At 66.7% G+C, this 25,941-nt stretch carries 28 protein-coding genes; 17 read left to right on the forward strand and 11 right to left on the reverse strand.

The genetic code is table 11. The features are described from left to right. Positions 1-2 precede the first annotated feature (2 nt). The 3 genes from ACWPMZ_RS03615 to ACWPMZ_RS03625 form a co-directional block, all read right to left on the reverse strand. Positions 3-314 (reverse strand): transcriptional regulator, encoded by a 312-nt coding sequence (locus ACWPMZ_RS03615; RefSeq protein ID WP_455702642.1) that lies wholly within the window; start codon positions 312-314, stop codon positions 3-5. Beyond that, complete coding sequence (locus ACWPMZ_RS03620) at positions 311-769, reverse strand: hypothetical protein (protein ID WP_455702643.1); 459 nt, start codon at positions 767-769, stop codon at positions 311-313. The genes ACWPMZ_RS03615 and ACWPMZ_RS03620 overlap by 4 nt, the downstream gene beginning before the upstream one ends. A gap of 154 nt (positions 770-923) precedes the next feature. Then, positions 924-1,187 carry a hypothetical protein gene (locus tag ACWPMZ_RS03625; RefSeq protein WP_455702644.1) on the reverse strand — a complete coding sequence of 88 codons (264 nt, stop codon included), beginning with the start codon at positions 1,185-1,187 and terminating at the stop codon, positions 924-926. A gap of 89 nt (positions 1,188-1,276) precedes the next feature. Between ACWPMZ_RS03625 and ACWPMZ_RS03630 the strand changes: the two genes are divergently transcribed. Then, positions 1,277-1,675 (forward strand): hypothetical protein, encoded by a 399-nt coding sequence (locus tag ACWPMZ_RS03630; RefSeq protein WP_455702645.1) that lies wholly within the window; start codon positions 1,277-1,279, stop codon positions 1,673-1,675. A gap of 128 nt (positions 1,676-1,803) precedes the next feature. Continuing rightward, entirely contained in the window at positions 1,804-3,684 is a 1,881-nt protein-coding gene (locus ACWPMZ_RS03635) for a DUF885 domain-containing protein (protein ID WP_455702646.1), read from the forward strand. 23 nt (positions 3,685-3,707) lie between these two features. Here ACWPMZ_RS03635 and ACWPMZ_RS03640 read toward each other — a convergent pair whose 3' ends face one another. Then, positions 3,708-3,920: a hypothetical protein gene (locus ACWPMZ_RS03640; protein WP_455702647.1), complete on the reverse strand. Its 213-nt coding sequence runs from the start codon at positions 3,918-3,920 to the stop codon at positions 3,708-3,710. A 618-nt stretch (positions 3,921-4,538) separates the two neighbouring features. On the opposite strand from ACWPMZ_RS03640, the gene secE reads away from it, so the two are divergent. The 7 genes from secE to ACWPMZ_RS03675 all read left to right on the forward strand — a co-directional run bounded on the left by secE (position 4,539) and on the right by ACWPMZ_RS03675 (position 9,814). After that, entirely contained in the window at positions 4,539-4,745 is a 207-nt protein-coding gene (gene secE, locus ACWPMZ_RS03645) for a preprotein translocase subunit SecE (RefSeq protein WP_455702648.1), read from the forward strand. Positions 4,746-4,780: 35 nt separating this feature from the next. Continuing rightward, positions 4,781-5,317, forward strand: a complete 537-nt coding sequence (gene nusG / locus ACWPMZ_RS03650; protein ID WP_455702649.1) for a transcription termination/antitermination protein NusG — start codon at positions 4,781-4,783, stop codon at positions 5,315-5,317. Between the two features lie 145 nt (positions 5,318-5,462). Next, positions 5,463-5,894 carry a 50S ribosomal protein L11 gene (gene rplK / locus ACWPMZ_RS03655; RefSeq protein ID WP_455702650.1) on the forward strand — a complete coding sequence of 144 codons (432 nt, stop codon included), beginning with the start codon at positions 5,463-5,465 and terminating at the stop codon, positions 5,892-5,894. Positions 5,895-5,898: 4 nt separating this feature from the next. Next, entirely contained in the window at positions 5,899-6,594 is a 696-nt protein-coding gene (rplA, locus tag ACWPMZ_RS03660) for a 50S ribosomal protein L1 (RefSeq protein WP_455702651.1), read from the forward strand. Positions 6,595-6,879: 285 nt separating this feature from the next. Beyond that, the gene (locus ACWPMZ_RS03665; protein ID WP_455702652.1) at positions 6,880-8,385 is read left to right on the forward strand and encodes a M10 family metallopeptidase; all 1,506 of its coding nucleotides are present in this window, start codon (positions 6,880-6,882) and stop codon (positions 8,383-8,385) included. A gap of 140 nt (positions 8,386-8,525) precedes the next feature. After that, positions 8,526-8,939, forward strand: coding sequence for a protocatechuate 4,5-dioxygenase subunit alpha (gene ligA / locus ACWPMZ_RS03670; protein WP_455702653.1), 414 nt, complete (start codon positions 8,526-8,528; stop codon positions 8,937-8,939). Next, complete coding sequence (locus tag ACWPMZ_RS03675) at positions 8,939-9,814, forward strand: class III extradiol dioxygenase subunit beta (protein WP_455702654.1); 876 nt, start codon at positions 8,939-8,941, stop codon at positions 9,812-9,814. Before ligA ends, ACWPMZ_RS03675 begins: the two co-directional genes overlap by 1 nt. Here ACWPMZ_RS03675 and ACWPMZ_RS03680 read toward each other — a convergent pair. The 3 genes from ACWPMZ_RS03680 to ACWPMZ_RS03690 are packed head-to-tail and all read right to left on the reverse strand — an operon-like array spanning position 9,811 to position 12,931. Next, positions 9,811-10,716 carry a hypothetical protein gene (locus tag ACWPMZ_RS03680; RefSeq protein ID WP_455702655.1) on the reverse strand — a complete coding sequence of 302 codons (906 nt, stop codon included), beginning with the start codon at positions 10,714-10,716 and terminating at the stop codon, positions 9,811-9,813. The genes ACWPMZ_RS03675 and ACWPMZ_RS03680 overlap by 4 nt on opposite strands. Then, on the reverse strand, positions 10,695-11,456 hold the full coding sequence (locus ACWPMZ_RS03685) for a competence/damage-inducible protein A (RefSeq protein WP_455702656.1): 762 nt from the start codon (positions 11,454-11,456) through the stop codon (positions 10,695-10,697). Before ACWPMZ_RS03685 ends, ACWPMZ_RS03680 begins: the two co-directional genes overlap by 22 nt. After that, positions 11,456-12,931, reverse strand: coding sequence for a flavin-containing monooxygenase (locus ACWPMZ_RS03690; RefSeq protein WP_455702657.1), 1,476 nt, complete (start codon positions 12,929-12,931; stop codon positions 11,456-11,458). Before ACWPMZ_RS03690 ends, ACWPMZ_RS03685 begins: the two co-directional genes overlap by 1 nt. Positions 12,932-12,997: 66 nt before the next feature. Here ACWPMZ_RS03690 and ACWPMZ_RS03695 point away from each other — a divergent pair, with 66 nt between their 5' ends. Further along, entirely contained in the window at positions 12,998-13,966 is a 969-nt protein-coding gene (locus ACWPMZ_RS03695; RefSeq protein ID WP_455702658.1) for a magnesium and cobalt transport protein CorA, read from the forward strand. Here ACWPMZ_RS03695 and folD read toward each other — a convergent pair whose 3' ends face one another. Both folD and ACWPMZ_RS03705 read right to left on the reverse strand, forming a co-directional pair. Then, positions 13,967-14,908 (reverse strand): bifunctional methylenetetrahydrofolate dehydrogenase/methenyltetrahydrofolate cyclohydrolase FolD, encoded by a 942-nt coding sequence (gene folD / locus ACWPMZ_RS03700; RefSeq protein WP_455702659.1) that lies wholly within the window; start codon positions 14,906-14,908, stop codon positions 13,967-13,969. Between the two features lie 13 nt (positions 14,909-14,921). Further along, positions 14,922-15,791, reverse strand: coding sequence for a methylenetetrahydrofolate reductase (locus ACWPMZ_RS03705; protein WP_455702660.1), 870 nt, complete (start codon positions 15,789-15,791; stop codon positions 14,922-14,924). A 138-nt stretch (positions 15,792-15,929) separates the two neighbouring features. Here ACWPMZ_RS03705 and ACWPMZ_RS03710 point away from each other — a divergent pair, with 138 nt between their 5' ends. From ACWPMZ_RS03710 to ACWPMZ_RS03720, 3 genes are all read left to right on the forward strand, one after another. Then, a complete protein-coding gene (locus ACWPMZ_RS03710; protein ID WP_455702661.1) occupies positions 15,930-16,655 on the forward strand; it encodes an alpha/beta fold hydrolase in 726 nt (241 codons plus the stop codon). Positions 16,656-16,657: 2 nt separating this feature from the next. Then, on the forward strand, positions 16,658-18,085 hold the full coding sequence (gene desA / locus ACWPMZ_RS03715; protein WP_455702662.1) for a syringate O-demethylase: 1,428 nt from the start codon (positions 16,658-16,660) through the stop codon (positions 18,083-18,085). A gap of 89 nt (positions 18,086-18,174) precedes the next feature. Continuing rightward, positions 18,175-18,747, forward strand: coding sequence for a hypothetical protein (locus tag ACWPMZ_RS03720; RefSeq protein WP_455702663.1), 573 nt, complete (start codon positions 18,175-18,177; stop codon positions 18,745-18,747). Between the two features lie 68 nt (positions 18,748-18,815). Here the strand turns inward: ACWPMZ_RS03720 and ACWPMZ_RS03725 are convergent, their stop codons facing one another. Beyond that, positions 18,816-20,915 (reverse strand): TonB-dependent receptor, encoded by a 2,100-nt coding sequence (locus tag ACWPMZ_RS03725; protein ID WP_455702664.1) that lies wholly within the window; start codon positions 20,913-20,915, stop codon positions 18,816-18,818. 112 nt (positions 20,916-21,027) lie between these two features. On the opposite strand from ACWPMZ_RS03725, the gene ACWPMZ_RS03730 reads away from it, so the two are divergent. Further along, positions 21,028-22,239, forward strand: a complete 1,212-nt coding sequence (locus ACWPMZ_RS03730; RefSeq protein ID WP_455702665.1) for a hypothetical protein — start codon at positions 21,028-21,030, stop codon at positions 22,237-22,239. 3 nt (positions 22,240-22,242) lie between these two features. Here the strand turns inward: ACWPMZ_RS03730 and ACWPMZ_RS03735 are convergent, their stop codons facing one another. Further along, positions 22,243-23,010 (reverse strand): IclR family transcriptional regulator, encoded by a 768-nt coding sequence (locus ACWPMZ_RS03735; protein ID WP_455702666.1) that lies wholly within the window; start codon positions 23,008-23,010, stop codon positions 22,243-22,245. 142 nt (positions 23,011-23,152) lie between these two features. Here ACWPMZ_RS03735 and ACWPMZ_RS03740 point away from each other — a divergent pair, with 142 nt between their 5' ends. The 3 genes from ACWPMZ_RS03740 to ACWPMZ_RS03750 are packed head-to-tail and all read left to right on the forward strand — an operon-like array spanning position 23,153 to position 25,937. Further along, a complete protein-coding gene (locus ACWPMZ_RS03740; protein ID WP_455702667.1) occupies positions 23,153-24,784 on the forward strand; it encodes a GMC family oxidoreductase in 1,632 nt (543 codons plus the stop codon). Continuing rightward, positions 24,781-25,170: a nuclear transport factor 2 family protein gene (locus ACWPMZ_RS03745; protein ID WP_455702668.1), complete on the forward strand. Its 390-nt coding sequence runs from the start codon at positions 24,781-24,783 to the stop codon at positions 25,168-25,170. The genes ACWPMZ_RS03740 and ACWPMZ_RS03745 overlap by 4 nt, the downstream gene beginning before the upstream one ends. An 11-nt stretch (positions 25,171-25,181) precedes the next feature. Continuing rightward, positions 25,182-25,937, forward strand: a complete 756-nt coding sequence (locus ACWPMZ_RS03750) for an SDR family oxidoreductase (protein ID WP_455702669.1) — start codon at positions 25,182-25,184, stop codon at positions 25,935-25,937. Positions 25,938-25,941 lie beyond the last annotated feature (4 nt).

Below are 25,941 nucleotides of genomic sequence, written 5' to 3' on the forward strand. Positions count from 1 at the left end.
GCCTATTGCGCGGCGATCGCCCGTTCGGCGCTGGCGACCAGTTCCTGCAGCGCTGCCATGTGCGCGGCAAACGCCTTGCGCCCGGCGCGGGTGAAGCTGACCCAGGTGCGCGAGCGGCCGTCGAGCGGGCTCTTGCGCAAGGAGATGTATCCGGCGTCCACCAGCGCCGAAAGGTGCTTGGACAGCACCGAATCGCTGACGTCCGCGATGGCGCGCAGGCGGGCGAATTCCGCGCTGTCGACATTCGCCAGCACTGTCGCGATCTGCAGCCGCGCGGGCGCGTGGAGATGGGGATCTAGGGCGACCGGGCTCACGCGGCGCGTTCCATCTCGCGGCGGAAGATCCGGCTCCACAGCACGCTCGCGCTGGTGGCGACCAGGAACGCCGCGCAGCCGATCGCGAAAGCCGTGGGCAGCGGCGCGCCGGCCGCGCGAAGCCGCACCTGGATGACGATCAGCGCCAGCAGCGCGGCGGTTAGCGCCACTGTGAGTGGCAGGGTCTTGCCCCGGCGATATCCGTTGACGAACACGCCGTAGCGTCGCTCGTCCCATTTCTTGAGCCAGATCACGCCCGCCATGCTGACGACCATGGTCGCGACCTGCCACGGCTGCGGCAGTCCTATCCCGGTGACCAGCAGGCCCATGACCAGCCCGAAGGCGGCATGGCGCCAGGGCGGGCAATCGGTCAAATGAGCCAGGCTCGCGCGCGTTGCGCTGGCTGCGGCCAGGGCGGCCGCGGCTTCGGAGGCTGTGGGCTGGGCATCGGTCATATCTCAGTTCTCGCTTTCCAAGTTGGAAAGTGACTAGGCTTGAGTTTCCGATTCGGCAAGTCATAACTTTCCACGCAGGAAAGTTATGTTACGCGAGGAGCCGGACATCGTTGTTTCAGGAGAAGAGGTAGGCCGCTCTGGCCGACTAGACAGATCAGCCTTGCGGAAGGCCAGCCTTGCGGCTCCTGCGGTCGCTCCGCACGCGCTGCACCACACTGGCGAAGAACAGCACCGCGCCCACGATCAGCGAGAACCACGAGGGGCCAGCGGACCAGTCATCCTCCGAACCGAGCAGCAGCCCGGCGGTGCCAATCAGGATCAGGACGATGGCGAAGCCGCGCAGGAGGCGTGACACCCACCGCAGGCTCTTGCGCATTTCGCGCCGTTCGCGCGCTTCGCTGGCCTGTGCGTCCGTCATGGAGCGCAAAAGTCTCAAGCGCGCTTCCGGTTCCCGGATTGGACAGGTCCGGCCGGGCAGCATACATTCGGGCACGAGAGGAGGCCGCAATGGCCGAGACGACGCAAATCCCGGCCTGGATCGCCCTGTTTCTCGGCCTTTATTCGCTCGCCGCCGCGGTGGGCGAGTTCCGCTCGCCGGGAAGCTGGGTGACCATGCTCAAGGATTTCGAGCGCAGCCCCGCGTTGCGTTACCTGACAGGCATGTTCTGCGTGGTGCTGGGGGCCGCGATATACCTCGTCACGCCATGGAATCCCGCCGACTGGCTGGCCGTGGCCGTCAGCGCCATCGGCGGCCTTTGCGCGGCCGAGGGGCTGCTGATCCTGGCCGCCGGCGACCGCTTCCTGCGGCTGGCGAGGGGATTGATGGGGCGCGCCAACGCCTTCTGGGCCGGATTCGCAGCGCTGTTCGGCGTGGCGGCCATCGCGGTTGCGCTCTTGCGCCTCTGATCGACTGAGGGCCTGCTCCGCGAAGGGCCGAACAGACCCCGTTGCCGGTCGGAGCGTGTCTGCGGTTGGTCGAGCGATCCGCGCGCGTCCGCGCCGTGGCGCCACGGTGGCACCGGGGGAATGCGCGCATGGGCAAAATCTCGAGGAGCAAGTCGAGCACCAGACCGCTGGTTCTCTGGGCGGCACTGGCCCTCGCTTCATGCGGCGGCGGCGACTCCGCCGGTACGCCCGCGCCGAGCCCGTCCCCGGCCCCGGCACCCGCGCCTGCCCCTGCGCCCGCTCCGGCAACGCCCGCCCCGCCAACGGTCATCAACGCATCGCTGCGCGCGGTATTCGACCGGTCCGAAGCCGATGGAGACGCGCTGTTTCCGCTGAACGCGCAGCTGCAGGGCAAGAAGCAGTATGCCGCCCGTTTCGGCGACTACAGTTCGGATGCCTGGTATGCCGCAGTGCGCACGCTGGCCGAACGCGATTTGGCGGCAATCGAGGCGATCGACCGCGCGCCGCTGACCGCGGTCGAGAAGGTCGCCTACGACGCGTTCCGCTATCGCCAGCAGCGGATCCTCGCGGCATACGCCCCGGCGTTCCTGCCCTTCGAGCGCGGCCTGCCGCTGGATCACTTCAACGGCATCCAGGCGTTCTATCCCACTTATGCCAGCGGCCTTGGCCCGATCCCGTTCGACACGCTGCAGGATTATCGCGACAACATCCCGCGCACGAAGGAGTTCGCCGCCGCGCTCGACGCCGCGATCGCTGCGTTCCGCACGGGAGCGGCGGCTGGCATCGTGGACTCCAAGGTTACGATCCAGATCGTCATCGCCCAGCTCGACGACCTGCTGGACGACAGCGTCGAAAGCTCGCCGTTCTATCGCCCGATCACCGTCTTTCCCGTATCGATCGGCGCGGCCGACCGGGCGGAACTGACCGCCGATTACCGCGCGCTCATCACCGACGTGCGCCCCGCCGTCCTGCGCCTGCGGACATACCTGGCCACCGAATACCTGCCGCAGGCGCGCAGCGCGCCCGGCCTGGCGGCGCTTCCCGGCGGGCGCGCCTACTACGACTTCCTGATCGAGCAATCGACCACGCTCGATCTCTCGGCCGAGCAGGTCCACCAGCTCGGCCTGGCCGAGATACAGCGCATCAACCAGCGCCTGACCGAGATCAAGAACGCGCAAGGGTTCGCCGGCTCGCTCGACGATTTCAGCCAGACCCTGAACGCCAATCCCAACCTGGGCGTGCCCAGCCGCGCGGCCTATCTCCAGCGCTACCAGGCTATCGGCACCCAGGTCGCGCCGCTGCTGGCCGGGCTGTTCAAGTACCAGCCGGTGACGCCGCTTTCGATAGAGCCTTACGACGCGACGCGCGAGGCGTTCATGTTCGCTGCATCCTACACCCCCGGCTCGGTCGAGGCAGGGCGGCCGGGCGTGTTCAACTTCAATGCCGGCGATCTGGCGGGGCACAAGCTGTCGGCCACCAGCATCTACCTGCACGAAGGATCGCCCGGCCATCATTTCCAGATCATGCTGGCGAAGGAGGATCCGGGGCTGCCGGGCTTCCTCAAGAACGTCAACATCATCGCCTATACCGAAGGCTGGGCGCTCTATGCCGAGACGCTTGGCTACGACATGGGGCTCTACGGCAACGGGCTCACCGAATGGGGCCACCTGACGCAGGAGATGCTGCGCGCGCTGCGGCTGGTGATCGATACCGGCATCCACGACAAAGGCTGGACGCGCCAGCAGGCGATCGACTTTGCCGTGGCCAATTCGACCTTCGGGCCCGGCATCGCGGGCGAGGTGGACCGCTACATCGCCTGGCCGGGGCAGGCGCTGGGCTACAAGATCGGCGCGCTTCGCATCCAGGAATTGCGCAGCAAGTCGGCCACACAGCTCGGCGCGAAGTTCGACCTGCGCGAATTCCACGACCAGGTGCTCGACACGGGAGTCATCCCGCTGCCGATCCTCGAGGCCAAGGTCAACGCCTGGATCGCCTCGCAGGGCGGCTAGGGCGGGGCTTTAGCGGGGGGAGTTTAGGGGCTGGCCGGGGTGTCGTCGCCATCCGAGCCCTCGTCGGCGGTGGCGATGACGATCGCGGCGATGAGCGCGCCGATCAGCACGTAGGTCAGCACCCGGTCGTTGAAGCCGGCCAGGTTGTCCGACGCCGGCAGCGGGCTGGCCTCGCGGGCGACGGCTGGTGTCGCAAGCGCGAAGGCGGCGATGGCGGTGACTGCATAGCGGAACATGGCGTTTCCTCTGGAGAACGGTGCAGGTCGTGCTTGAACGGAGTGTCAGGCGCCAAGTCAAGCGCGTGATCCAATCGGCGGCCGGTGCGCTGGCTCGGCCCGTGTGGACGCGCGGCCGGAATGGCGGCGTGGCGCTTGGGTAACACCGGCGATATTTGCCGGCCCGATCCGGAACCCGCGGCCTGGAGCGGCATTGTCGCTCCATAGACGGGACTTAGGTTTGAGGAACGGCCATGTCGAGTTACAGCTTTCGTACGAGTCGGCCGGACGGTTGGATACAGCCGCGGCCGCATCAGGATCCCACCCTTCGCTTCATGAAGCACGGGAAAATCCAGCCGATGCAGGAGCCCGGGTTCTTCGCCAAGCTGTTCGGCCGCTACTGAGGGCCGGAACGCCCAAACAATGCGCCGATTGAAGGCCCCGCGGACCCCCTCTCTTCCGCGGGGCCTTTGCACATCTGGCGCCGGCCCGCGCCGGTCTTGCTTTGCGGTGGCGGCATCGCTATCTGGGCGCTCGACTTCCGACATCGGAGCCAGCCAGCCCCTCCCGGTCCTCGACCGGGGCGGCGCGGAGCCCATGGCGGAAGCGAGGCAATGCAAGTGAAGAGGTTCGATCGCGATGGCGCAGAACGGTTCCAAGGCCAACCCCGGTGAATTCCTTCGCCAGGTCCAGGGCGAAGCGCGCAAGGTCGTCTGGCCGAGCCGGCAGGAAACCGTTCGCACGGCCATCTTCGTGGCCATCCTGATGGTCGTCCTCGCGATCTTCTTTCTCGGCGTCGATTCGCTTTTCGGCTGGGTCGTGAAGAGCCTCCTCACGCTCGTCTGAGCACGCTCAAGATCAATCGGAACAAAAGAGACACCATGGCCCGCTGGTACATCATTCACGCCTATTCCGGCTTCGAGAACAAGGTTCGCGATTCGATCATCTCGGAAGCCGAGCGGATGGGATTGTCGGAAGCGGTCGAGGCGGTCGAGGTCCCGACCGAGACGGTGACCGAGGTCAAGCGCGGCAAGAAGGTCCAGGTCGAGCGCAAGTTCATGCCGGGCTACGTGCTGGCCAAGCTGATGCTGACCGACGACGTCTACCACCTCGTCAAGAACACGCCCAAGGTGACCGGCTTCCTCGGTTCCGGCGGCAAGCCGCAGGCCATCAGCGAGCGCGATGCGGCCCGCTATTTCGGCGGCGTGGAAGAAGCGAAGAACGCGCCCAAGCGCGAGATCAACATCGACTACGAGATCGGCGACAGCGTCAAGGTGCTGGACGGCCCGTTCGCTAGCTTCAACGGGCTGGTGGAAGAGCTCGACTTCGACAAGAACAAGGTCAAGGTCAGCGTCTCCATCTTCGGTCGCGCCACGCCGGTGGAGCTGGACTTCGAGCAGGTCGAACTGGTCAAGTAACATCGCTTGAATTGCGCGCGCCTTTGAACTAGGGGCGCGCCTTCCCGAAAGGGAGCCACCGCGGGAGGCGGATTCGTCCGCCGTCTGACCGCTTACCATGAGGCCTTGCTAAGCAGCGGGCCAACAGTGAGAAAGGAGGCCAGTCATGGCCAAGAAGATCGAGGGCTACATCAAGCTCCAGGTGCCCGCGGGCGCCGCCAACCCCTCTCCGCCGATCGGACCTGCGCTGGGTCAGCGCGGCGTCAACATCATGGAATTCTGCAAGGCGTTCAACGCCGCCACGCAGGATCTCGAGAAGGCGATGCCGATCCCGACCATCATCACGGTCTACGCGGATCGCAGCTTCACCTTCGTCACCAAGACGCCGCCCGCCAGCTTCCTGATCAAGAAGGCCGCCAACCTCAAGTCGGGCTCGAAGGAGCCGGGCAAGGTCTCGGCCGGAAAGATCGCGCGCAGCAAGCTGGCAGAGATTGCCGAGATGAAGATGAAGGATCTGAACGCCAACGACATCGACGCGGCGACGAAGATCATCGAAGGCTCCGCTCGCGCGATGGGCCTCGAAGTGGTGGAGGGCTAAGGACATGGCCAAGCAGACCAAGAAGGACAAGGTCCTCGCACAGCTCGACCGCGAGCAGCTTCACGGCGTCGACGCGGCCATCGCCCTGCTGCGCGAGCACGCCAGCAAGAAGTTCGACGAGACCGTCGAAGTCGCGATGAACCTCGGCGTCGATCCGCGCCATGCCGACCAGATGGTCCGTGGCATGGTGTCGCTCCCGGCCGGAACCGGCAAGGAAATGAAGGTCGCGGTGTTCGCTAAGGGCGACAAGGCGGACGAGGCGCTCGCCGCCGGGGCCGACAAGGTCGGCGCCGAAGACCTGATGGAAGACATGCAGGCCGGCAATCTCGATTACGACCGCGTGATCGCGACCCCGGACATGATGGGTGTCGTCGGCCGCCTGGGCAAGGTGCTCGGCCCCAAGGGCCTGATGCCGAACCCCAAGCTGGGCACGGTCACGCCGAACGTGGCGCAGGCGGTCAAGGACGCCAAGGGCGGCCAGGTCGAGTTCCGCGTCGAGAAGATGGGCATCATCCACTCGGGCATCGGCAAGCTGTCGTTCAAGGACGAAGATCTGAAGGCCAACTTCCAGGCCCTGACCGGCGCGATCGTCAAGGCCAAGCCGAGCGGCGCGAAGGGCAAGTACGTGCGCAAGATCACCATCACCAGCACCATGGGTCCTGGCCTGAAGGTCGATCTGGCGGAAGTCGAAGGCGCCTGAGCCGTTCAGTAAACACATTCGAAGAGGGCCTGCGGAGCGATCCGCGGGCCCTTTTTCGTTGGGCCTGAGGCTGGCCGAATAGCTTTCAAATGGGCCAGGCGAAGGGCGTGGCGCAATATTGTTACGCAGACCGAGCCCTGCGGCAACCAGACCAAACGTTGCCGAGCTCGCTCGCGCAATTGCCTAACTATGGTTATGGAAACGTTGACTTAAGTAAGGGCGACTCGCATCCTGTCCACGACACCGGGAGTCGGGTGTCGGACCTTGTAGGGACGGGAAATCCACATGCCTAAAGCCAACGAATTGTCCGCTTCGGCGGACGTGCTCTATTACGACAACGCCTTCGAATTAAAGCTCGACAGCAAGATCGGCGAGCCGCTCGCGCTGGTCAACCCGGACCCGGACGGGAACGGCATCGCCTACAACGGCAAGCCGATCTTCACGACCGAAGAAGCGGCCGCGCAACTCAATCGCGACGGCGCGCGGTGGAATGTCGGCCCCAACGGAACCATCACCTACACGTTCGCCGAGCATGCGCCGGGCGGCCAGTACAACAACAAGTTCGAAGGCCTCGGCCCCTACATCGAAGGCTTCATGGCCTTCACGCCGGAGCAGCGCGAAGCAGCGCGTGAGGCGATCGGCCTGTGGGACGATCTCATCGCCGTCAACTTCGTCGAGAAGAACGGGTACGGCGCCGACATCGTGTACATGAACACGTCGACCGGTCCGGCCCAGGCGGCCGCCTACACGCCGTTCTACGGCGGCGGCCACGGACGTTATGCCAAGATCCAGGGCGACACGTTCGTCAACCAGGATCAGGCCGACAACTTCGATCTGGAGCCGGGCGGCTATGGCTTCACCACGCTGGTTCACGAAACCGGCCATGCGATCGGCCTCGAGCATCCGGGCGACTACAACTTCGCCGTCGGCCGCTCGATCACCTACACCCAAGACGCGACCTACTTCCAGGATTCGGCGCAGTTCACGATCATGTCGTACTTCCACGCCGGCAACACCGGCACGAAGGGCTACGTCAACTGGTCGACCGGCTACGCTCAGTCGGCCCAGACCCCGATGGTGCACGATATCGCCGCGGCCCAGGCCATGTACGGCGTGGACACGACGACTCGCACCGGCGACACGACCTACGGCTTCAATTCGACCGCGGGCCGCGACGTGTTCGACTTCACGCAGAACGAGGCACCGTTCCTGACGATCTGGGATGCCGGCGGCCACGACACGCTCGACATGAGCGGGTTCACCCGTAATTCGGTGCTCGACCTACGTGAAGGCAGCTTCAGCTCCGGCTGGAATTTCGATGTCGATGGAGCGGCGTTGAATGCCAAGTATAAAACCAACCAAAGCCAGGCTTTCTGGGACGCGGTCTTCGAGGGGCGTACCACGAACGCCGGCTTCCTGAGCGACAACATCGGCATCGCCTTCGGCACCGTGATCGAAGACGGCAAAACCGGCATCGGCAACGACGTGCTCATCGGCAACGACGTGGCCAACCGGCTCGACGGCGGCCGCGGCAGCGACACCTATACCGGCGGCAAGGGCGCCGATACCTTCGTCGTGGCCGAGGCCGGCTGGTACGAGTATCTCACCGACTTCCAGACCGGCGTGGACCAGCTTGACCTGTCGGCCTTCGGGATCGATTCGAGCGACGTTTCCATTGTCGGCAACCAGGTCCGCGTCGATGTCGGCGGCAGCAACGGGACTGCTCCCGATCTGATCGTGGTGCTGAATGACAATGCCCCGATCCAGTATTCGGACATGATCTTCGGCTGATCCGACACGCAGCCTGCAAGACGAGCGAGGCCGGCGGAGCGATCCGCCGGCCTCTTTCGTTCGCGCCGTACTGGTGCTGGCGCTGGCGCGGGCCGGACGGGGCTGGTAGGTTCGGCGGGCACGTCCAGAAAGACCCCCACATGCGCCACCGGCTTTACCCGCTCTCCGACCTCGACGACATTCCCGGCACCACCGTCTTCACCGCCAAGCGCAGCCGGCAGGCCTATCACCTGCACAAGTTCTGCATGTCGCTGATGGAGGCGCCCAACCGCGAGGCGTTCAAGGCCAACCAGCGGGCCTATCTCGACAAGTTCCTGATGAGCGAGGAGCAGAAGCAGGCCGTGCTCGACCGCGATTTCGCGCGCCTGATCGACCTTGGCGGCAACATCTATTTCCTGGTCAAGCTGAGCAACACCGACGGCTGGAGCGCGCAGCGCGCGGTATCCTCGATGACCGAGATGACGCCCGACGAATACGCCGCGATGATGCGCGCCGGGGGCCGTTCTCCGACCGGCCAGAAGTCCAAGCGCGAGCAGCAGGGGGGCAAGCGCTGATGGCCCGCATCACAGCCGGCATCGCGACCAGCCACGTCCCCGCGATCGGCGCCGCGATCGACCTCGGCCGCACGGGCGACGAGTACTGGGCGCCGGTCTTCGCCGGGTACGAATTTGTCCGGAAGTGGATCGCGGACAACACACCCGACGTGGTGATCCTGTGCTACAACGACCACGCCAGCGCGATGATGCTCGACATCGTGCCGACCTTCGCGATCGGTTTCGCCGAGCAGTTCCTGCCGGCCGACGAAGGCTGGGGCCCGCGCCCCGTGCCCACGGTGATCGGGCATCCCGACCTTGCCGGGCATATCGCCGAACAGCTGGTGATCGACGAGTTCGACATCACCATCATGAACGACATCGCCGTCGACCACGGGCTGACCGTGCCGCTGAGCCTGGTGTTCGGCCAGCCCGAGGAGTGGCCGGTCAAGGTCATTCCGCTGGCGGTCAACGTGACCCAGTTCCCCACGCCGTCCGCGGCGAGGTGCTGGAAGCTGGGCGAGGCGATCCGCGACGCGGTCGAATGCTACGACGAGGACCTCTCGGTCCAGATCTGGGGCACCGGCGGCATGAGCCACCAGTTGCAGGGCCCGCGCGCGGGCCTGATCGCGCCCGAATTCGACCAGGCCTTCCTCGAACGGCTGGCGGCCGGACCGGAAGGGACCGACGAACTGCGCGAAATCACCCGGCTCGATTTCCTGCGGGAGGCCGGGACCGAGGGCATCGAACTGATCATGTGGCTGATCATGCGCGCGGCGCTGGGCCGCGACGTGGAGGAACTGCACCGGTTCTACCATGTCCCCGCCAGCAACACCGCGGTGGGCCACACGGTCCTGCTGCCGAAGGAGCGGTTCCGCTACAAACTGGCAGGCTAGGCGGGCGCGGCCGGCCAGCCCGGCCGCATTCCATACGGGACTTCCACCATGATCGCCTCGATGCGGGTGATCAGGCCTGCTTCCACGCGGAAGCCTTCGGCCACCAGCCAGGTGAACGGGCGATCCACGCCGTTGCGCGGCGTCCCGTCCGCCAAGTCATAGCTGCGCACGGTGCCGGAGTGGTCGAATAGAGCGAAGGAGAAGACCGCGCCGCGCGCCGGATCGACGACCGGATGGCGGCGGTCGCGAATGCGGTCGACGAACCGGAAGAAGCCCGTTTCGAACTGCTGGCGCGCGGACATGGCGCGCAGCTCCTCGATGTACGGCGTCTTGCCGGCGGTGGGCGAGGGCGGCACGCCGGTGGTGCGAAAGCCGTTTTCGATCCGGATGCAGTCGTCCGCGAACGGGTAGTGTCCGTGCCCGTCGTTGCGTTCCAGCCCCCTGAAATATGCGTCGGCCGCATCGGCCAAGGAGGCCCTGTCCTGGCGCAGGGCAGGGGCGATTGCCTCGCTCCAGCGGGGATCCAGCGTCGAGGCGTCGAGCGCGGGCGCACCGTCACCGAACGGCCCGGGCAGGCCGAACAGCGGGGGCCGGGCGACGACGGCCTCGATCTCGCCCTCGGCGACCCGCAGGGCCAGGATCGAGCGCGCGGCGCCTTCGCGCATGGTGATAAAGCAGGCTGCCGCGCCCGCGTCGGCGTCAAGGAAATCGTGGCGGTAGGGACCCAGGTTGTCGGCGGTCGCCCACAGGCCTTCGCCGATCGGCAGGACCTGCCCGTTCTCGGTGTAGCGCCAGCCCTGGAATCGCGCCCGGCCGCCAGGGTCGGTCAACGCGGCCAGGACTTCGCCCAGCAGGCCTGCGGGGGTGCCTTGGGCGCCGATCAGATCCCTCCCGCGGTCCATGCGTAGCCGCGCGCGTCCAAGCCCTTGCACAGGTCAGCGACGCAGGCGTCCAGCGCGTCGCGCTCGGTCGAGCGGACGACGAAGTTGGCCCCGGTCCTGCCTTCGCGGAAGAAGGGATACGAGCCGATCTGGCAGCCTTCGTGGGCCTTTTCGACCTCGCGCAGCAGATCGGCCACCTGGCTTTCCTGAATCCAGCCGCCCACCGTTTCGCTGAGCAGAGGCGCGCCGCCTTCGAGCGTGCCGGTCAGGGCATCGAGCATCTGCGCACAGATCGCCGGGACGCCGGCCATCATGAAGATGTTGCCGACATGGATCCCGGGCGCGCCCGAGCGCTTGTTCTCGATCAGGTCCGCCCCTTCAGGCACCCGGGCCATTCGCAGGCGGCCCTCGTTCATTCCGCCGCGGGTGGCGTAGTAATCCTCCAGCACGGCCCGCGCGACCGGATGGATCACCACCGGCACGCCGAGCGCGGCGGCGACGGCATCGACGGTGATATCGTCGTGCGTCGGGCCGATCCCGCCAGTAGTGAAGAGATAATCGTAGCTCGCCCGCAGCGCGTTGACCGCCTCGACGATCCGCGCCTCGACATCGGGCACCACGCGGACTTCGGTCAGGCGGATGCCCTGGACCTGCAGCCAGCTGGCCACCTGCGCGATATTCTTGTCATGCGTGCGGCCCGATAGGATCTCGTCGCCCACCACGAGCAGCGCGGCCCGCCAGATTCGGCTCTCGTTCGGCATCAGGCGGCCTGGGATTCCGCCGGGGCGTGTTCGAACTTCAGCACCCCGTCGTCGACCGGGCGCTTGCGGAAGTCACGGCAGTCCTCGAGGTAATCCTGGTTCAGGCGCCAGGGCAGGGTCGCGGCGCTCTTGGGGATGAGATGGCGCGCGCGGGTGAGGTACCCCGACGAGAACGGGAAGGGCTCGATCTCCTCCATCCCGTGGTCTTGCGCCAGGCGCGGGACCGCGACGTCGGCCCGCTTGTCGGCCATGCGGTTGAGCACGCGGCAGATGTAGTCGGACGTGTTGTCCGCCCGCAGGGTCCAGCTTGCATTGAGGTAGCCGAACACGATGGCCAGGTTGGGCACGTTGGAGAACATGCAGCCGCGGTAGAACCAGCGCTCGGTCCAGTCGAGCGGCTGGCCGTCAAGGCTGACCTCCACCTTGCCGCCCAGCGCCAGGCGCAGGCCGGTGGCGGTGACGACGATGTCGGCCGGGAGGATCTCGCCGCTCGCCAGCTTCACGCCGTCTGCAGTGAATCCGGCGATCTGCGCCGTCTTGACCGAGGCCTTGCCCGCCTTGAGCGCCTGGAACAGGTCGCTGTCGGGCACCAGGCAGAGGCGCTGGTCCCACGGCGGGTAGGGCGGCTGGAAATCGTCCAGTGGGTAATCCTCGCCCAGTTCCTTCTTGAGCAGCCCGGTAAGGAAGTTCGCCACCTTGTCGGGCGCGTTGCGCGCGCGCTTGAACAGGTAGTCGCGCAGCCTGATGTTCTTGCGCCGGACGATCTTGTAGGCGAGCCAGTCGGGCAGGACCTTGCGCAGCGTGTTGGCGATGCGGTCCTCGCTCGGGCCGGCCGCCATCCAGGTGGGCGTGCGCTGGAGCATCGTCACATGCGCGGCCTTGTCGGTCATCGCCGGGACGATCGTCACCGCCGTCGCGCCGGAGCCGACCACGACCACGCGCTTGCCTCCGTAGTCGAGATCCTGCGGCCAGAACTGCGGATGGACGACCTGCCCGCCGAACTCCGCGATGCCGGGGATCTGCGGGTTGTGCGGGTTGTCGTAGTCGTAATAGCCCGACGCAAAGTAGAGAAAGCGCGCCGTGACCGTGTGCCAGCCCTGCGCATCCTCGACCGTGATGTGCCACAGCGCCTCGTCCGACTTCCAGTCGGCCGACTGGACCCGGGTGTCGAAGCGGATGTGGTCGATGATCCCGCGCTCGGTGACGATGCGGTCGAGGTACTCGCGGATCGCCGGGGCATCCGCGATGGCCTTCTGGTGGATCCAGGGTTCGAACTTGAAGCCCAGCGTGTGCATGTCGCTGTCGCTGCGCACGCCCGGATAGCGGAACAGGTCCCAGGTCCCGCCGATCTTGCTGCGCCGCTCGAGCAGCGCGAAGCTGCGGCCGGGGCACATCAGGCGCATGTGCGCGGCCATCGAAATGCCGGAAATGCCCGCCCCTACGATGGCGACATCGACGTCGGGCTGTTGAGGCATCGCGCTTGCTGACATGGCTGTTATTGCCAATTGCCAGCGTTCGCGCGTCATGTCACCTCCCGCCGCATGACCATCGTCGCCTCGCGCCGCTACCAGGACGGGAAACCCGTCGAAGACTGGCTCGATCTGGAAACCGCGCCCCCGGCGCCGGAGGGGGCGTTCGACTGGGTCGGCCTGCACGATCCCACGCCGGCGGAGCTGGAGCTCATCAAGCGGCGGTTCTGCCTCCACCAGCTGGCGGTCGAGGACGCGCTCAACCAGAACCATCAGCCCAAGGCGGAAAGCTACGGCGAATCGCTGTTCGTGATCGCGCGTACCGCGCAGGTCGCGGCGGGCGAGGCGATCGCCTACGGCCAGACCGCGGTGTTTCTGGGGAAGGACTTCGTCGTCACCGTGCGGCAGGGAAGCGCGCGCGATCATTCGGGCCTGCGCGCCATGCTGGAATTGCATCCCGAGCGGCTGGCGGAAGGCCCGGACTTCGTGCTCCACGCCGTGCTCGACTTCGTCGTCGACGGTTACATCCCGATCCTCGACGAATTGGACCAGCACGTGATCGACATGGAGGAGAACGCGGTGACGACGTTCCCGGACCAGGCGCGCATCCGGCGGATCTTCCGCCTGCGGCGGACCTTGCGCAGGTTCGAAGTCGTCGCGGGCCAGATGGAGGAGGTCGCCTCGAAGCTGGCGATGCTCGAAATGCCTTCGATCGACGTGCGCGCGCGCCCCTATTTCCGCGACGTCTACGATCATGCGCGGCGTTCGGTGGCACGGGCTCGCGGCCTGTCGGAAACGCTGACCGGCATCGTCGAAATCGCCGGCCTGCTCGAACAGAGCAGGCAGGGCGCGATCACCCGGCAGCTTGCCGCCTGGGCGGCCATCCTCGCGGTGCCGACGGCCATCGCCGGCATTTACGGCATGAACTTCGACCATATGCCGGAACTGCGCTGGACGTTCGGCTATCCCGCAATCCTGCTGGTGATCGTCGCGATCTGTTCGCTGCTGTTCGTGCGCTTTCGCCGGATCGGCTGGCTGTAGCTATTCGCCACTGACTTCGGCCGTGAACATCGAGCGGTCGGGCACGTCGTTCCAGTCGATGTCGAAGCCGTCGCTGCTGGTGCCTTCGCTCTGGTCACGCGCCGCCTGCACGGTGTTGGCCAGAAGGCACGAGATCGTCATCGGGCCGACGCCGCCGGGCACCGGGGTCACCGCGCGTGCGTGCTGGACCTCGTCGAACTTCACGTCGCCGACCAGCTTGGTCTTGCCGTCTTCCGTCTTGCGCCGCGTGATGCCCACGTCGATGATGACCGCGCCGGGCTTGACCCAGTAGCCGCGCACCAGCTCGGGCGCGCCCGCGGCGGCGATGATGACATCCGCCTTGCGGCACACGTCGGCCAGACCCTTGGTCTCGATATGCGTCACGGTGACGGTCGCCTCGCGCTCGAGCATGAGCATGGCGATCGGCTTACCGACGATGTTGGACTTGCCGATGACCACCACGTCGAGCCCGGTCAGGTCGTCGAACACGGTGTCGAGCAGCTTGGTCACGCCCAGCGGTGTGCACGGGACGATCCCGCCGGTGCCGGTCGAGAGGCGGCCAACGTTGACCGGGTGGAACCCGTCGACGTCCTTGCTCGGCGCGATCGCCCGCAGGACAATGCCGGTGTCGATGTGCGCGGGCAGGGGGACCTGCACAAGGATGCCGTGGACCTTGGGATCGGCGTTCAGCCGCGCGATCAGCGCCAGCAACGTGTCCTGCGAGGTATCCTCGGGCAGGCGATGCTCGAAGCTGAGGATGCCGACTTCCTGGCTCTTCTTGAGCTTGCGGCCGACGTAGACCTCGCTCGCCGGGTCGCTACCCACGAGGACCACGGCGAGGCCCGGGGCCGGCGCGCCGGCCGCGACCATCGCGGCGACCTGCGCCTTCGTCTGTTCGTCGAGCGTGCGGGCGACTGCGCGCCCGTCGATGATGTCGGCCATGTCGGAAAATCGCTCAGTGCTTGGCGTTGTAGCCGTTGATCCATTCCGCCGAGGCGGTCAGCGCGCCGAACGGATAGAGGTGCAGGCGCACCCGGCCGTGGCGTTCGGTCAGTTTCTTGTCGAGCGAATCGACCAGCTTATCGGGGCCGGCGCTGCCGATGAGATTGGTCAGGCTGACGCCGTACTTCATCATGACGCTGGCCGACGCGCCCACGCCGCAGCGCTTGGCAAAGCCGAGCAGGCGCTTGATCCCGGCCGGGCCGGGGACGCCGAGGCGGACCGGGACGTCGATCCCGCGATCGCGCATCTCGCCGATCCATTCGACGATCGCATCGTCGTCGAAGGCGAACTGGGTCACGACCAGCGGGGTCATCCCGTGCGCGCGCACCGCGGCGAGCTTGCGCTCCATCCAGACCCACAGGTCGGCCTTGTCGACGTTCGGGTGCCCTTCCGGGTGCCCGCCGACGCCGACGATCTCGATGCCGTGCTTTTCCAGCAGGCCGCTCTCGATGATCTGCAGCGAATCGGAATAGGGGCCCTCCGGCTCCGGCGGATCGCCGGCGATGATGAAGCAGCGCTTCACCCCGGCGCGGCGGGTGATCTCGCCCAGGTACCAGTCGAGCTGCTGCTCGGATTCGAGCCGCCGGGCGGATAGGTGGACGATCGGTTCGAAGCCGAGCTGGCGGACCAGTTCAGCCGCCTGCACGCGCTGCTCCATTTCCTCGCCGGGGAGGAAGGTGACCGCGATCTGCGTGTTGGGCCGGATCAGCGGGGCGGCTTCGCGCAGACCGTCGAGTTCCTTGGCGGTCATTTCGAGCGAATAGCCGTCGACCATGTTGCCCCGCGGCTGTTCCCAATTCGGGTGGATGGCGGCGTACGACATGGATTGATCTCCTCTCACGACGAGCGACTTCGATAGGGCCGCTTCGAATGCACGAAAAGCCCCTAGCGCAAGGCCATTTCTTCGTATAGACGAAATTTTCAAGCTTGCGAATTTTATGGGAGAGGCGATTCGGTCGCCATGGTGTTGTTCCTGCCGGGCCTTGCCTGCGACGCGCGCATCTACCGGCCGCAGCTTGCGGCCTTTCCCGATTCGCGCGCCATCGACGGTTATGGCCTCGCCGATACCCTCCCGAAAATGGCTGCGATCGTGCTGGACCAGGCGCCGGACACCTTTGACCTGCTGGGTCATTCCATGGGCGGCCGGGTGGCCATGGAAGTCTACCGCCTCGCACCCGATCGCGTCCGCCGGCTGGCCCTCGTCAGCACCGGTATCCATGGGCTTCGTCCCGGCGAGCCGGAGAACCGCCGCAAGCTCCAGCAGATCGGCTGGGACGAAGGCTTCGAAGCGCTGATCGACGCATGGCTGCCACCGATGGTGGCCGAGGCGAACCGCACGAACCCCGAAATCTACGAGCCGCTGCGCACTATGAACGTCGAGGCGGGACAGGCCGTTTTCGACGCGCAGATCCACGCGCTGGTCAATCGCCCTTCGGTGGACGACCTGCTGCCCACGATCGATTGCCCGGTCCTGGTGATGACGGGCGCAAACGATACCTGGGCCTCACCCGCGCAGCACGAGACGATCGCCGAGGCGATCCCAAGCGCCGAGCTGGTGATCGTCCCCGGCGCCGGGCACATGATCCAGCTCGAGGAACCCGATGCCGTGAACCGGGCCATTGCCGATTGGCTGGCCCGGCCCACCGCTTCCGACCAATACCCCGCCCTTCAAACGGAGAGACAGTGACAATGAGTGACCAGACCCTGCAGCAGAAGCTCGATTCCGCCGGCAACGTCGTCGACATGCTGCGCAACCAGCAAGTCGGCCCCAATCCCTATCCGGGCGTGCCGGCCGAGTATTCCAACTGGCGCAACGAACAGCGTGCCTGGGCCAAGACCGCGGTGCTCTTCAACCAGAGCTACCACATGGTGGAGCTCTACGTTCGCGGGCCCGACGCCTTCGACCTGCTGCAGTACCTCGCCATCAACAGCTTCAAGAACTTCTCGGTCAACAAGGCCAAGCAGTTCGTGCCCGTGACGCCGGACGGCTACGTCATCGGCGACGTGATCCTGTTCTACCTCGCGGACCAGGAATTCAGCCTGGTCGGCCGCGTGCCGGCGATCGAGTGGGTGGAATTCCACGCGCAGTACCCCAAGCCCGACGGCGGCAAGTGGGACGTGACGGTGGAGCGTGACGAGCGCACCGCGATGCGTTCGGACGGCGTGCGCAAGAACTATCGCTTCCAGCTCCAAGGCCCGAACGCGATGAAGATCCTGAGCCAGGCGATGGGTACCGATGCCCCCGACCTCAAGTTCTTCAACATGGCCCACATCGACATTGCCGGGAAGGACGTGATCGCGTTGCGGCACGGCATGGCGGGGCAGCCGGGTTACGAGCTGTTCGGTCCGTGGGAAGACTACAAGGCGGTCCATTCGGCGCTGGTCGAAGCGGGCAAGAACGACGGCCTGACGCTGGTCGGTGGCCGTGCCTATTCGTCGAACACGCTGGAATCGGGCTGGCTGCCTTCGCCGTTGCCCGCTTTCTACACCGGCGACAGCCAGATGATGAAGGACTTCCGCGCCTGGGCCGGGGGCAATTCCTACGCCGGGATGTGCTCGATCGGCGGCAGCCACGTGCCCGACAGCGTCGAGGGCTACTACCTGACGCCGTGGGACATCGGTTACGGCCACATCGTGAAGTTCGACCACGACTTCGTGGGCCGCGAGGCGCTCGAGAAGATGGCCGGCGAGAAGCACAAGCAGAAGGTCACCCTGGCGCTCGACAACGCCGACGTGATGCGCGTGATGAGCTCGCTGGTGGCCGAGGGCGACCGCGCCAAGTACTTCGAGTTCCCGAGCGCGGTCTATGCGATGCACCCGTTCGACGAAGTGCGTAACCAGGACGGCAAGCCGATCGGCGTGTCCACCTGGGTCGGCTACAGCTCGAACGAGGGCAAGATGCTTACGCTCGCGATGATCGATCCGGACGAGGTCGAGATGGGCAAGGAAGTGACGCTGGTCTGGGGCGAGCCCGACGGCGGCACCAGCAAGCCCACCGTCGAGCCGCACGTCCAGACCGAGATCAAGGCCGTCATCTCGCCGGTCCCGTACTCGAAGGTCGCGCGCGACAGCTACGCCGATTCGTGGCGCCAGTCGGGCGTCGGCGCCAACGCCTGACGACCCCGCTTCGCAAGCATTGGAGAGGGCGGTCCGCACGGGCCGCCCTTTCCTTTTGCGTTCATGTTTTCTGCGCTAGGGCCGCAGCCATGGTCGTCCGTCTGCTCCTGCTGCTCGCCCTTCTGCTTCCCTTCCCGGCGTCCGCGCAGGACGAGAGCGTCAGCTCGCTCGAGGGATCGTGGGCCTTCCAGATCGGCCCGGCGACGATCTTCCGGTTCGATATCGCCCCGGTGTCCGGCAAGGACGGCGAATGGCGGGCGACCTGGAGCCAGCCCAAGAGCTTCGCGACCGACGGCGAGAATTTCACCCGCCTGACGCTGCCGGCCAAGGTCACGCCCTCGATGGCCGGGCTGGAATTCGACGGCGAGGTCGAGCTGAGCTTCAACGACCCGCGCCCGGGCGCGATTCCGGACATCTTCCGCTTCCGCCTGATCGATGCCGACGCGGCCGAGATGGATTACGTCGGCACCGATCTGGCGCCCTTCACGCTGCAGCGGGTCGCGCGCGACACCCCGCTTGGCCCGTTCGAACAGAACACGGTCTATCGGCGCACGCCGCCCAAGGCGGCCGAACCCGCCGCGCCCAAGCCGGCCGCGCCCGACTTGCCGAAGATCGACGACCAGGGGTTCCGCCTGCCGCCCTCGGGCAAGCCGACCCGCTGAACGAGGAAGGGCGGCCCGCTGCCACGGACCGCCCTTCGTGTTACCGGGGTGCGTATCAGGGGCCCCGGTCAGAACGTCTTCTTGATGCCGATGCGCACCTGGCGCGGCTCCACCACGCGGCTGTTGAGGTCGAGCACGCCGTCGGCCGGCTCGCCCTGGAAGCGCGTTTCGTAGTAGTAATCGATGTCGTGCTTATCGGAATCGAGCGCGTTGAGCAGCTCGCCGTAAACTTCCAGCCCGCCGAAGCGCTGCGGGGTCCAGGCAAGGCGCAGGTTCACCAGCAGGGTCGATTCCCCGCGCACTGAATTGTCCTCCACCAGCGGGTGCGGCCCGAGGTAGCGGAAGCGGATCGCCGAATTCCATTCGGGGAACAGTGCGGACACGCCCAGTTCGCCGGCGTGCTTCAGGGCGCCCGGAATGTAGTCCTCGCCCCGCGGCAGCCCGACGTAGCGTCCGGTGCTGCCGGTGAACACGCCGTCGACGGCCAGCCAGGAATTGGGTTTCCAGAATCCGGTCAGCTCGTATCCCCGGCGCTTGCCCGGGTCGCTCGGCTCGACCGCGCCCGAATCGCCGACGTAGATCAACTCGCTGTCGATCGCGCTCCACCAGTAGACGCCGGTCAGGATCAGGCCGCCGCGCTCGAACCGGCCGCCCACTTCCTTGAAATTGCCGCGCACGAGGCCGGGGGCGGGGTCGACCGGGCTGGTCACGCCGCGCGCGTCGTTCGAATGGAAGCCCTGGCCGTAATTGGCATAGAGCGCGATGCCGGGGGCGACTTCGTAGTTGGCGCCGATCTTGGGGGTGAAGAGGCTGTCCTTGACGGTCCCGCCCCAGGATGCCCCACCTGCCGGGCTCGTCTTGAAACGGTAGAAGTCGCCGCGACCGCCGCCGATGATCATCAGACGGTCGGTAGGCTTCCAAACGGCTTCGGCATAGATGCCTGCACTCGTCTCGGTCACCTTGTGAGCAACGCGGGTGAAGTCGAACTGTCCATTGATCGTATGGTCCAGTCCGACACGGCCGATGTCGTCTGCACGCAGCTCGGTTCCCGCCCGCAGCGACAGCTTGTCGCCAAGTTCGAACGTCCGTTCTACCCGCCCGCCATAGCCCCACAGGCGATCGAACTGGCGCAATTGGTCGCCGTTGACGGGATCGTCGAGGAAGAAAGTGAAATTGGACAGCAGGCTCCAGTCGTAGTGCTGGGCCCAGGCGGTCAGCTTCCAGTCCTGGTCGGTGTAATTCGCGGTCAGCGTCTCGCGCTCGGTGCGGCCGCGCAGGGTCAGGTCGAGCGAGCAGTAGACGGTTTCGCACAGCGGCGTGCCCACCACGCGCGACGGGGTCTGCTCGGTCGGAGCCCACTTGGCCCAGAAACCGTTGAAGGCGATCTGTAAGTTGCCGCTGCCGAGCGGGGCGGAGTATTTGGCGAAGGCCGAATAGCCCTTGTAGCTTTCGGGCAGTTCCCACGGGCCGTTGTTGAACTTGGCTTGCCCGGCAAAGGCCAGAGCGCCGTTCCCCAGCTTGACCGTGGCGCCCGCCACCGCGCGGTAATAGTCGTAGCTGCCGACCTCGCCGAGCGCGAAGGGCTCGATCTCGTCCTTGGTGGTGATGAAGCTGGAACCGACGAAGCTGAAATCGCCGGTGTCGGCGCGGTAGGGACCTTTGCGATAGTCCAGGCGCTCGACGATCTCGGGGATCAGGCCGTTGACGTCGAGATAGCCCTGGCCGTGGCCATGGGTGCGGAAGTTCATCGGCATGTCGTCGATGTACAGCGCGTAGTCGGTCCCGTGATCGAGGTTGAAGCCGCGCAGGAAGTACTGGTTGGCCTTGCCGCCGCCCGAATGCTGAGTGGCGATCATGCCGGGCGTCGCTTCGAGCAGTTCGCCCGGCCGCAGCAGCGGGCGGATCTCGATGTCGGCCCCGGCCACGCCGCCCTCGCTTGCCGCCGCGGCGGTGCCGATGCGCTTTTCCGCGCGGCCGTAGACGATGATCTCGGGCATGTCGGTGATGATCGGCGGGGCCTCTTCGCCATGTTCGTCATCGGCGGTCTGGGCACGATCGGGAGCGGTCGCCCGCTGCTGGGCCGCGGCAGGCACATGGAACAGCCCCGCCGCCAGTGCGCAGGCGAGCGTGTTACGTGCTGTTGCGACAAGGAAATCTGCAGGTTTCAAGGCAATCCGTTCGGGCAAGGGTGTCTGTCTGCCCGCCTTCTCGCCAAGGCCGCTCGCCATCGTAAGTTAATTACGGTAATCGCGCGTTACACGACGTTACAACGGCGGGGGCATGGACCGGAACGAGGAATTCGAGCGCGAGGTGGAGCGGGTGCGGGCGAGCGGCAAGCTCGGCCGCAGCGGCCGCCTGCTCGAGCTGTTCGATTTCCTCGCCACGCGGCCCGCGGGCGGCGCTTCGGCCAGCCAGGCGGAAATCGCCCAGGAAGTGTTCGGCCAAATCGATGCCGAGGCCGACGATGCCACCGCACGCGTCTACATCCACCGCCTGCGCAAGCGGCTCGACCAGTTCTATGTCGAGCAGCCGGCCGGCAACGGGCGGCTGGCGATCCCCGCCGGGAGCTATGAACTGGTGGTCCAGCCGCCGGTCGACGAACCGGCCGACGAGCCGCTCGCGGTCCCCGTTGCACGGCCCCGACGCCGGTGGCTCGTTCCGCTGGCGCTTGTGGCTCTCTTGGCGCTGGCGTTCGTCACCGGGCGCGAACTGCGCCCGTCGGGCGCCGCCGAGAGCGCGAACGCGATCTGGCAGCCGTTCCTCGAAAGCGACCGACCGATCATGGTGGTGGTCGGCGATTACTACATCTTCGGCGAACTCGACCCGTTCGATCCCGACCGCAGCCGGCTGATCAGGGATTTCGGGATCGATTCCCCGACCGACCTGGCGCGGGCGCAGGAAGCCGATCCCGCGCGCTACGAGAAGGCCGAGGACGTCGCGCTCAATTACCTGCCGGTCTCGTCCGCCTATGCGCTGGAGGAACTGATGCCGGTGCTGGCACGGCATCCCAAGCCGGTCGGGATCATGGCGGCATCGGAGGTGACCAGCCAGACGCTGCGCGACCACAACATCGTCTACGTCGGGCTCGTCAGCGGGATGCACCTGCTGGAGGACGTGAGCTTCATGAATTCGGGCCTGGCGGTGGGCGCGAACTACGACGAGCTGATCGACGTGAAGAGCGGCCGGCGCTTCGCCAGCGACGAGGCGTTTTCGCTCGCGTCCGCCCGCTACTACAACGACTGGGGCGTGCTTGCCCGCTTCCACGAGCCGGGCGGGGCGCTGGTCGCCGTGGTGGCCGGCGCGCGCGACACCGGACTGCGCGGACTGGCGCCCGAGGTGGCCGCCGCCGCGCTGCCCGAGCAGGTGGAGGACCTGGCGGGCGCAGGGCGCGATTTCGAAGCCGTGTTCGAGGTCACCGGGCAGCAGGGGGCGGACCTGGGCACGCGCCTGGCGCTTGCCGCGCCGCGAGCGTCCGTACCCGCCCGGCCTTAGGCGCTAGTCCGCTTCGAGCAGGTTGGCGGTCTTTTCCAGCAGGCCCCTGACCCGTTGGAGCAGCGCGTCGCTGCAGCGGACCTTGGGGATCGCCACGGAGAGCGAACCCGCCGGTTCGCCGCCGATGGTCACGATCCGGCCGATGCCGAAAATGCCGAGGCTGAACTCCTCGTCGGTCTGCGCGAAGCCGGTGGCGCGGATGGCGGCGATTTCGCCACGCAGGGCCTTTTCTGACGTGATCGTGGCGGGCGTGAAGGCCTCGCGCCGGGTCTCGGCGAAATAGCGGCCGAGCTCGTCGTCCGGCAGCGCCGCGAGCAGCGCCTTGCCGCCGGCCAGGGCGTGCATCGGCAGCCGGTTGCCGGTCGGCACGGCATAGCGCAGTGCCTGTTCGCTCGATTCGGTCACCAGCGCCTCGATTTCCCAGCCTGCGCGCACGAAGAAGCTGGTCGTCTCGTTGAGCTGCTGGCGCAAGGTGCGGACCATGGGCGCGGCCCGGTCGGCCAGCGAATAGGTCGCGCCGTGCAGTTGCAGCCGCTCGAGCCCCGGACCGGGCGAATAGCGGCGGCCTTCGCGCACCAGGTAGTCGCGCTCGACCAGGGTCGACAGCAGGTAGCTGAGGCTGGAGACCGGGATGCCCAGCGCGGTGGAGATTTCCTGCGCCACCAGCGGGCGCGGATGGGCCACGACGTATTCGATGATGTCGAGGGTGCGGGTCGCCGACTTGACCTGGCTCGACTGCACGGAGGCGGGAACGGCGGGGCTGGTGGCCATCCGTGCGGTATTTCAGATATGCGAAATTACCGCAAGGGTGAAAAGATGCCGCCGCTATGGCCCGATTTCGTCGGATTGCCGCGCGGCTGTCTTGCGCGTCATCGTAACGGTCGTTAGCAAGGCGGCAAGCGGGAGAGATAGCTTGGCCGACAGCTTCGATTACATCGTCGTGGGCGCGGGCAGTTCGGGCTGCGTGGTCGCAGCGCGGCTGAGCGAGGACCCGGGCACGCAGGTGCTCCTGCTCGAGGCCGGGGGCCGGGACGACCACCCGCTCGTGCGCATGCCGCTCGGCTTCCTGCGGGCCATGACGCGGCCCGAATTCAACTGGACCTACATGACCGAACCCGAGCCGAACCTGGGCGGGCGGCGGATGCCACTGCCCCGCGGGCGGCTGATGGGCGGCTCGGGATCGATCAACGGCATGTTCGCCATGCGCGGCCACCCCGGCGACTACGACCAGTGGGCGCAGATGGGAGCGCGCGGCTGGTCGTTCGCCGACGTGCTGCCCTATTTCCGCAAGCTGGAGGATTCCTGGCGCGGAGAAAGCGACTATCACGGCGAGGGCGGCCCGGTGCGGATCAAGTCGATCGACCTGCCGGTGCTGCATCACGAACGGATGATGGAAACCGGGCGCAAGCTGGGCTTCCCGATTAGCGAGGACCTGGGCGGGGCGGTGCCCGAGGGGTTCGCGCGCGGCGAGATGACGGCCGACCGGCGCGGCCGCCGGGTCAGCGCGTCGAGCGCCTACATCAAGCCCGCGCTCGGCCGGCAGAACCTCGACGTGCGGACCGGCGCGCTGGTGCGGCGCGTGGTGTTCGAGGGCAAGCGCGCGGTCGGCGTCGAGCTCGACGGGCCGGACGGGCCGCAGGTCGTGCGGGCGCGGCGCGAGGTGATCCTTTCGGGCGGGACCTACAACTCGCCGCACCTGCTGATGCTGTCGGGGATCGGCCCGCTCGCTCACCTGAAGGACCACGGCATCGCGGTGGTGCGCGACAGCGCGGGCGTGGGTCGCAACCTGCAGGAACACCCGACCGCCAGCCTGGAGTGGAATTCGACCCAGCCGGTCACTTTCCTCAGCGAACTGCGGTGGGACAAGCTGGCGCTGAGCGCCGCGCGCTGGGCACTGCTGGGCACCGGCACGGCGACCTACCAGGTCAATTCGTGCAACGTCGTAATCAAGACTCGGCCCGAGCTCGACCGGCCGGACATGCAGATCATGGTCAACCCGATCCGCTTCGACGCGCAGACCTGGTTCCCCGGCATCAAGCCGCGCCAGCAGGACGTGTGGTGGGCCGGCGTCGTCCAGCTCCACCCCGAAAGCCGCGGCTGGGTCGAGCTGAAGAGCCCCGACCCGCGCGAGGTCGCGGCGGTCACGCTCAACATCCTCGATACCGAGAACGACCGCCGGCAATTGCGCGACGCGATCCGTCTGACCCGCAAGATCTACAACACCGAGCCGATGGCCGAACTGGTCGGCGAAGAGAAGACCCCGGGCGTCAACGTCGACAGCGATGCCGAGCTCGACGCCTATCTCACCGCCGCGTGCTACGTCGGCCAGCACCCGACCAGCACCTGCGCGATGGGCATGGGCGACATGTCGGTGGTGGACAGCGAGCTGAGGGTCATCGGTGTCGAGGGCCTGCGCGTGGCCGACGCTTCGGTCATGCCGACGGTGCCGGGCGGCAACACGATGATCCCGAGCATCATGGTCGGCGAGAAGGCGGCGGACCTCATCCGCGGCCGCTCGCTGCCGAGCGCGGACTTGGCCGCATGAACCGCACTGCGGGGGAACAGGCCAATCTCGATCTCGTGCTCGCCATGTTCGCGCAAGTGCTCAATCCGATGGATTCGGCTGCGGTCGACCGTTTCATCGCCCCCGCCTACATCCAGCACAATCAGATGGCCGAGCCCGGCCGCGACGGCCTCAAGCGCTTCCTCGACATGATCCGCGAACAGACCCCCGAAGCGGTCCACGATGTGAAGCGCGCCTTTGTCGACGGCGACCATGTGACGGTCCACTATCACGTGCGCCGCTGGCCCGGCGACAGCGGCTGGGCGGTGATGGACCTGTTCCGCATCGAGGACGGGATGATAGCCGAACACTGGGACGTGATGCAGGACGTGGTCGAGGGCGGGCCCAATCCGCTCGGGCCGTTTTAGGGGGGGCTGCGATGACCAGGCGCTTCATCGACAGGGTCGTGCTCGTGCTGGGCGGCAATTCGGGCATGGGCCTCGCCGCCGCGCAGGCCTTTGCGGCAGAAGGCGCGAAGGTCCACTTCACCGGGCGCGATCCGGCGACCATCGCCGCCGCGCAGGATGCGGTCCCCGGCGCGACCGGCTACCGCTCCGACATCGCAGATATCGCCGCGACCGAGGCTGTCGTCGCCGCGGTCGAGGCGACCGACGGGCGGATCGACGTCCTCTACATCAACGCCGGCGTCGGCGGCTTCGCTCCGCTCGAGGGGATCACCGAAGCGGACTGGGACCATGTCCATTCGATCAACCTGAAAGGATGCGTTTTCGCCCTGCAGAAGGCGGTGCGGATCATGGGCGAGGGTGGGGCGATCGTCGTCACCGGATCGATCGGGGCGCACGGCCCGCTGGAAGGCAACGGCACCTATGCCGCCGCCAAGGCCGGGCTGGCGATGGCGATGAAGGTCTTCGCCAGGGAATTGCTGCCGCGCAAGATCCGCCTCAACATGGTCAGTCCGGGGCCGATCGACACCCCGCTGCTGCATCGCAATCCAGGCATGGGGCCCGAAGACGTGGCGCGGCTGAAGGAAATGATGATCGCCAACATCCCGATGCACCGCATGGGGACGAGCGAGGAAGTCGCCAAGGCGGTCCTGTTCCTGGCCAGCGACGACGCGAGCTTCATCACCGGGGCCGACCTTCTGGTCGATGGCGGCCTGATCGAACTGGGGTAAAACC

The organism is Tsuneonella sp. HG222, assembly GCF_053819185.1.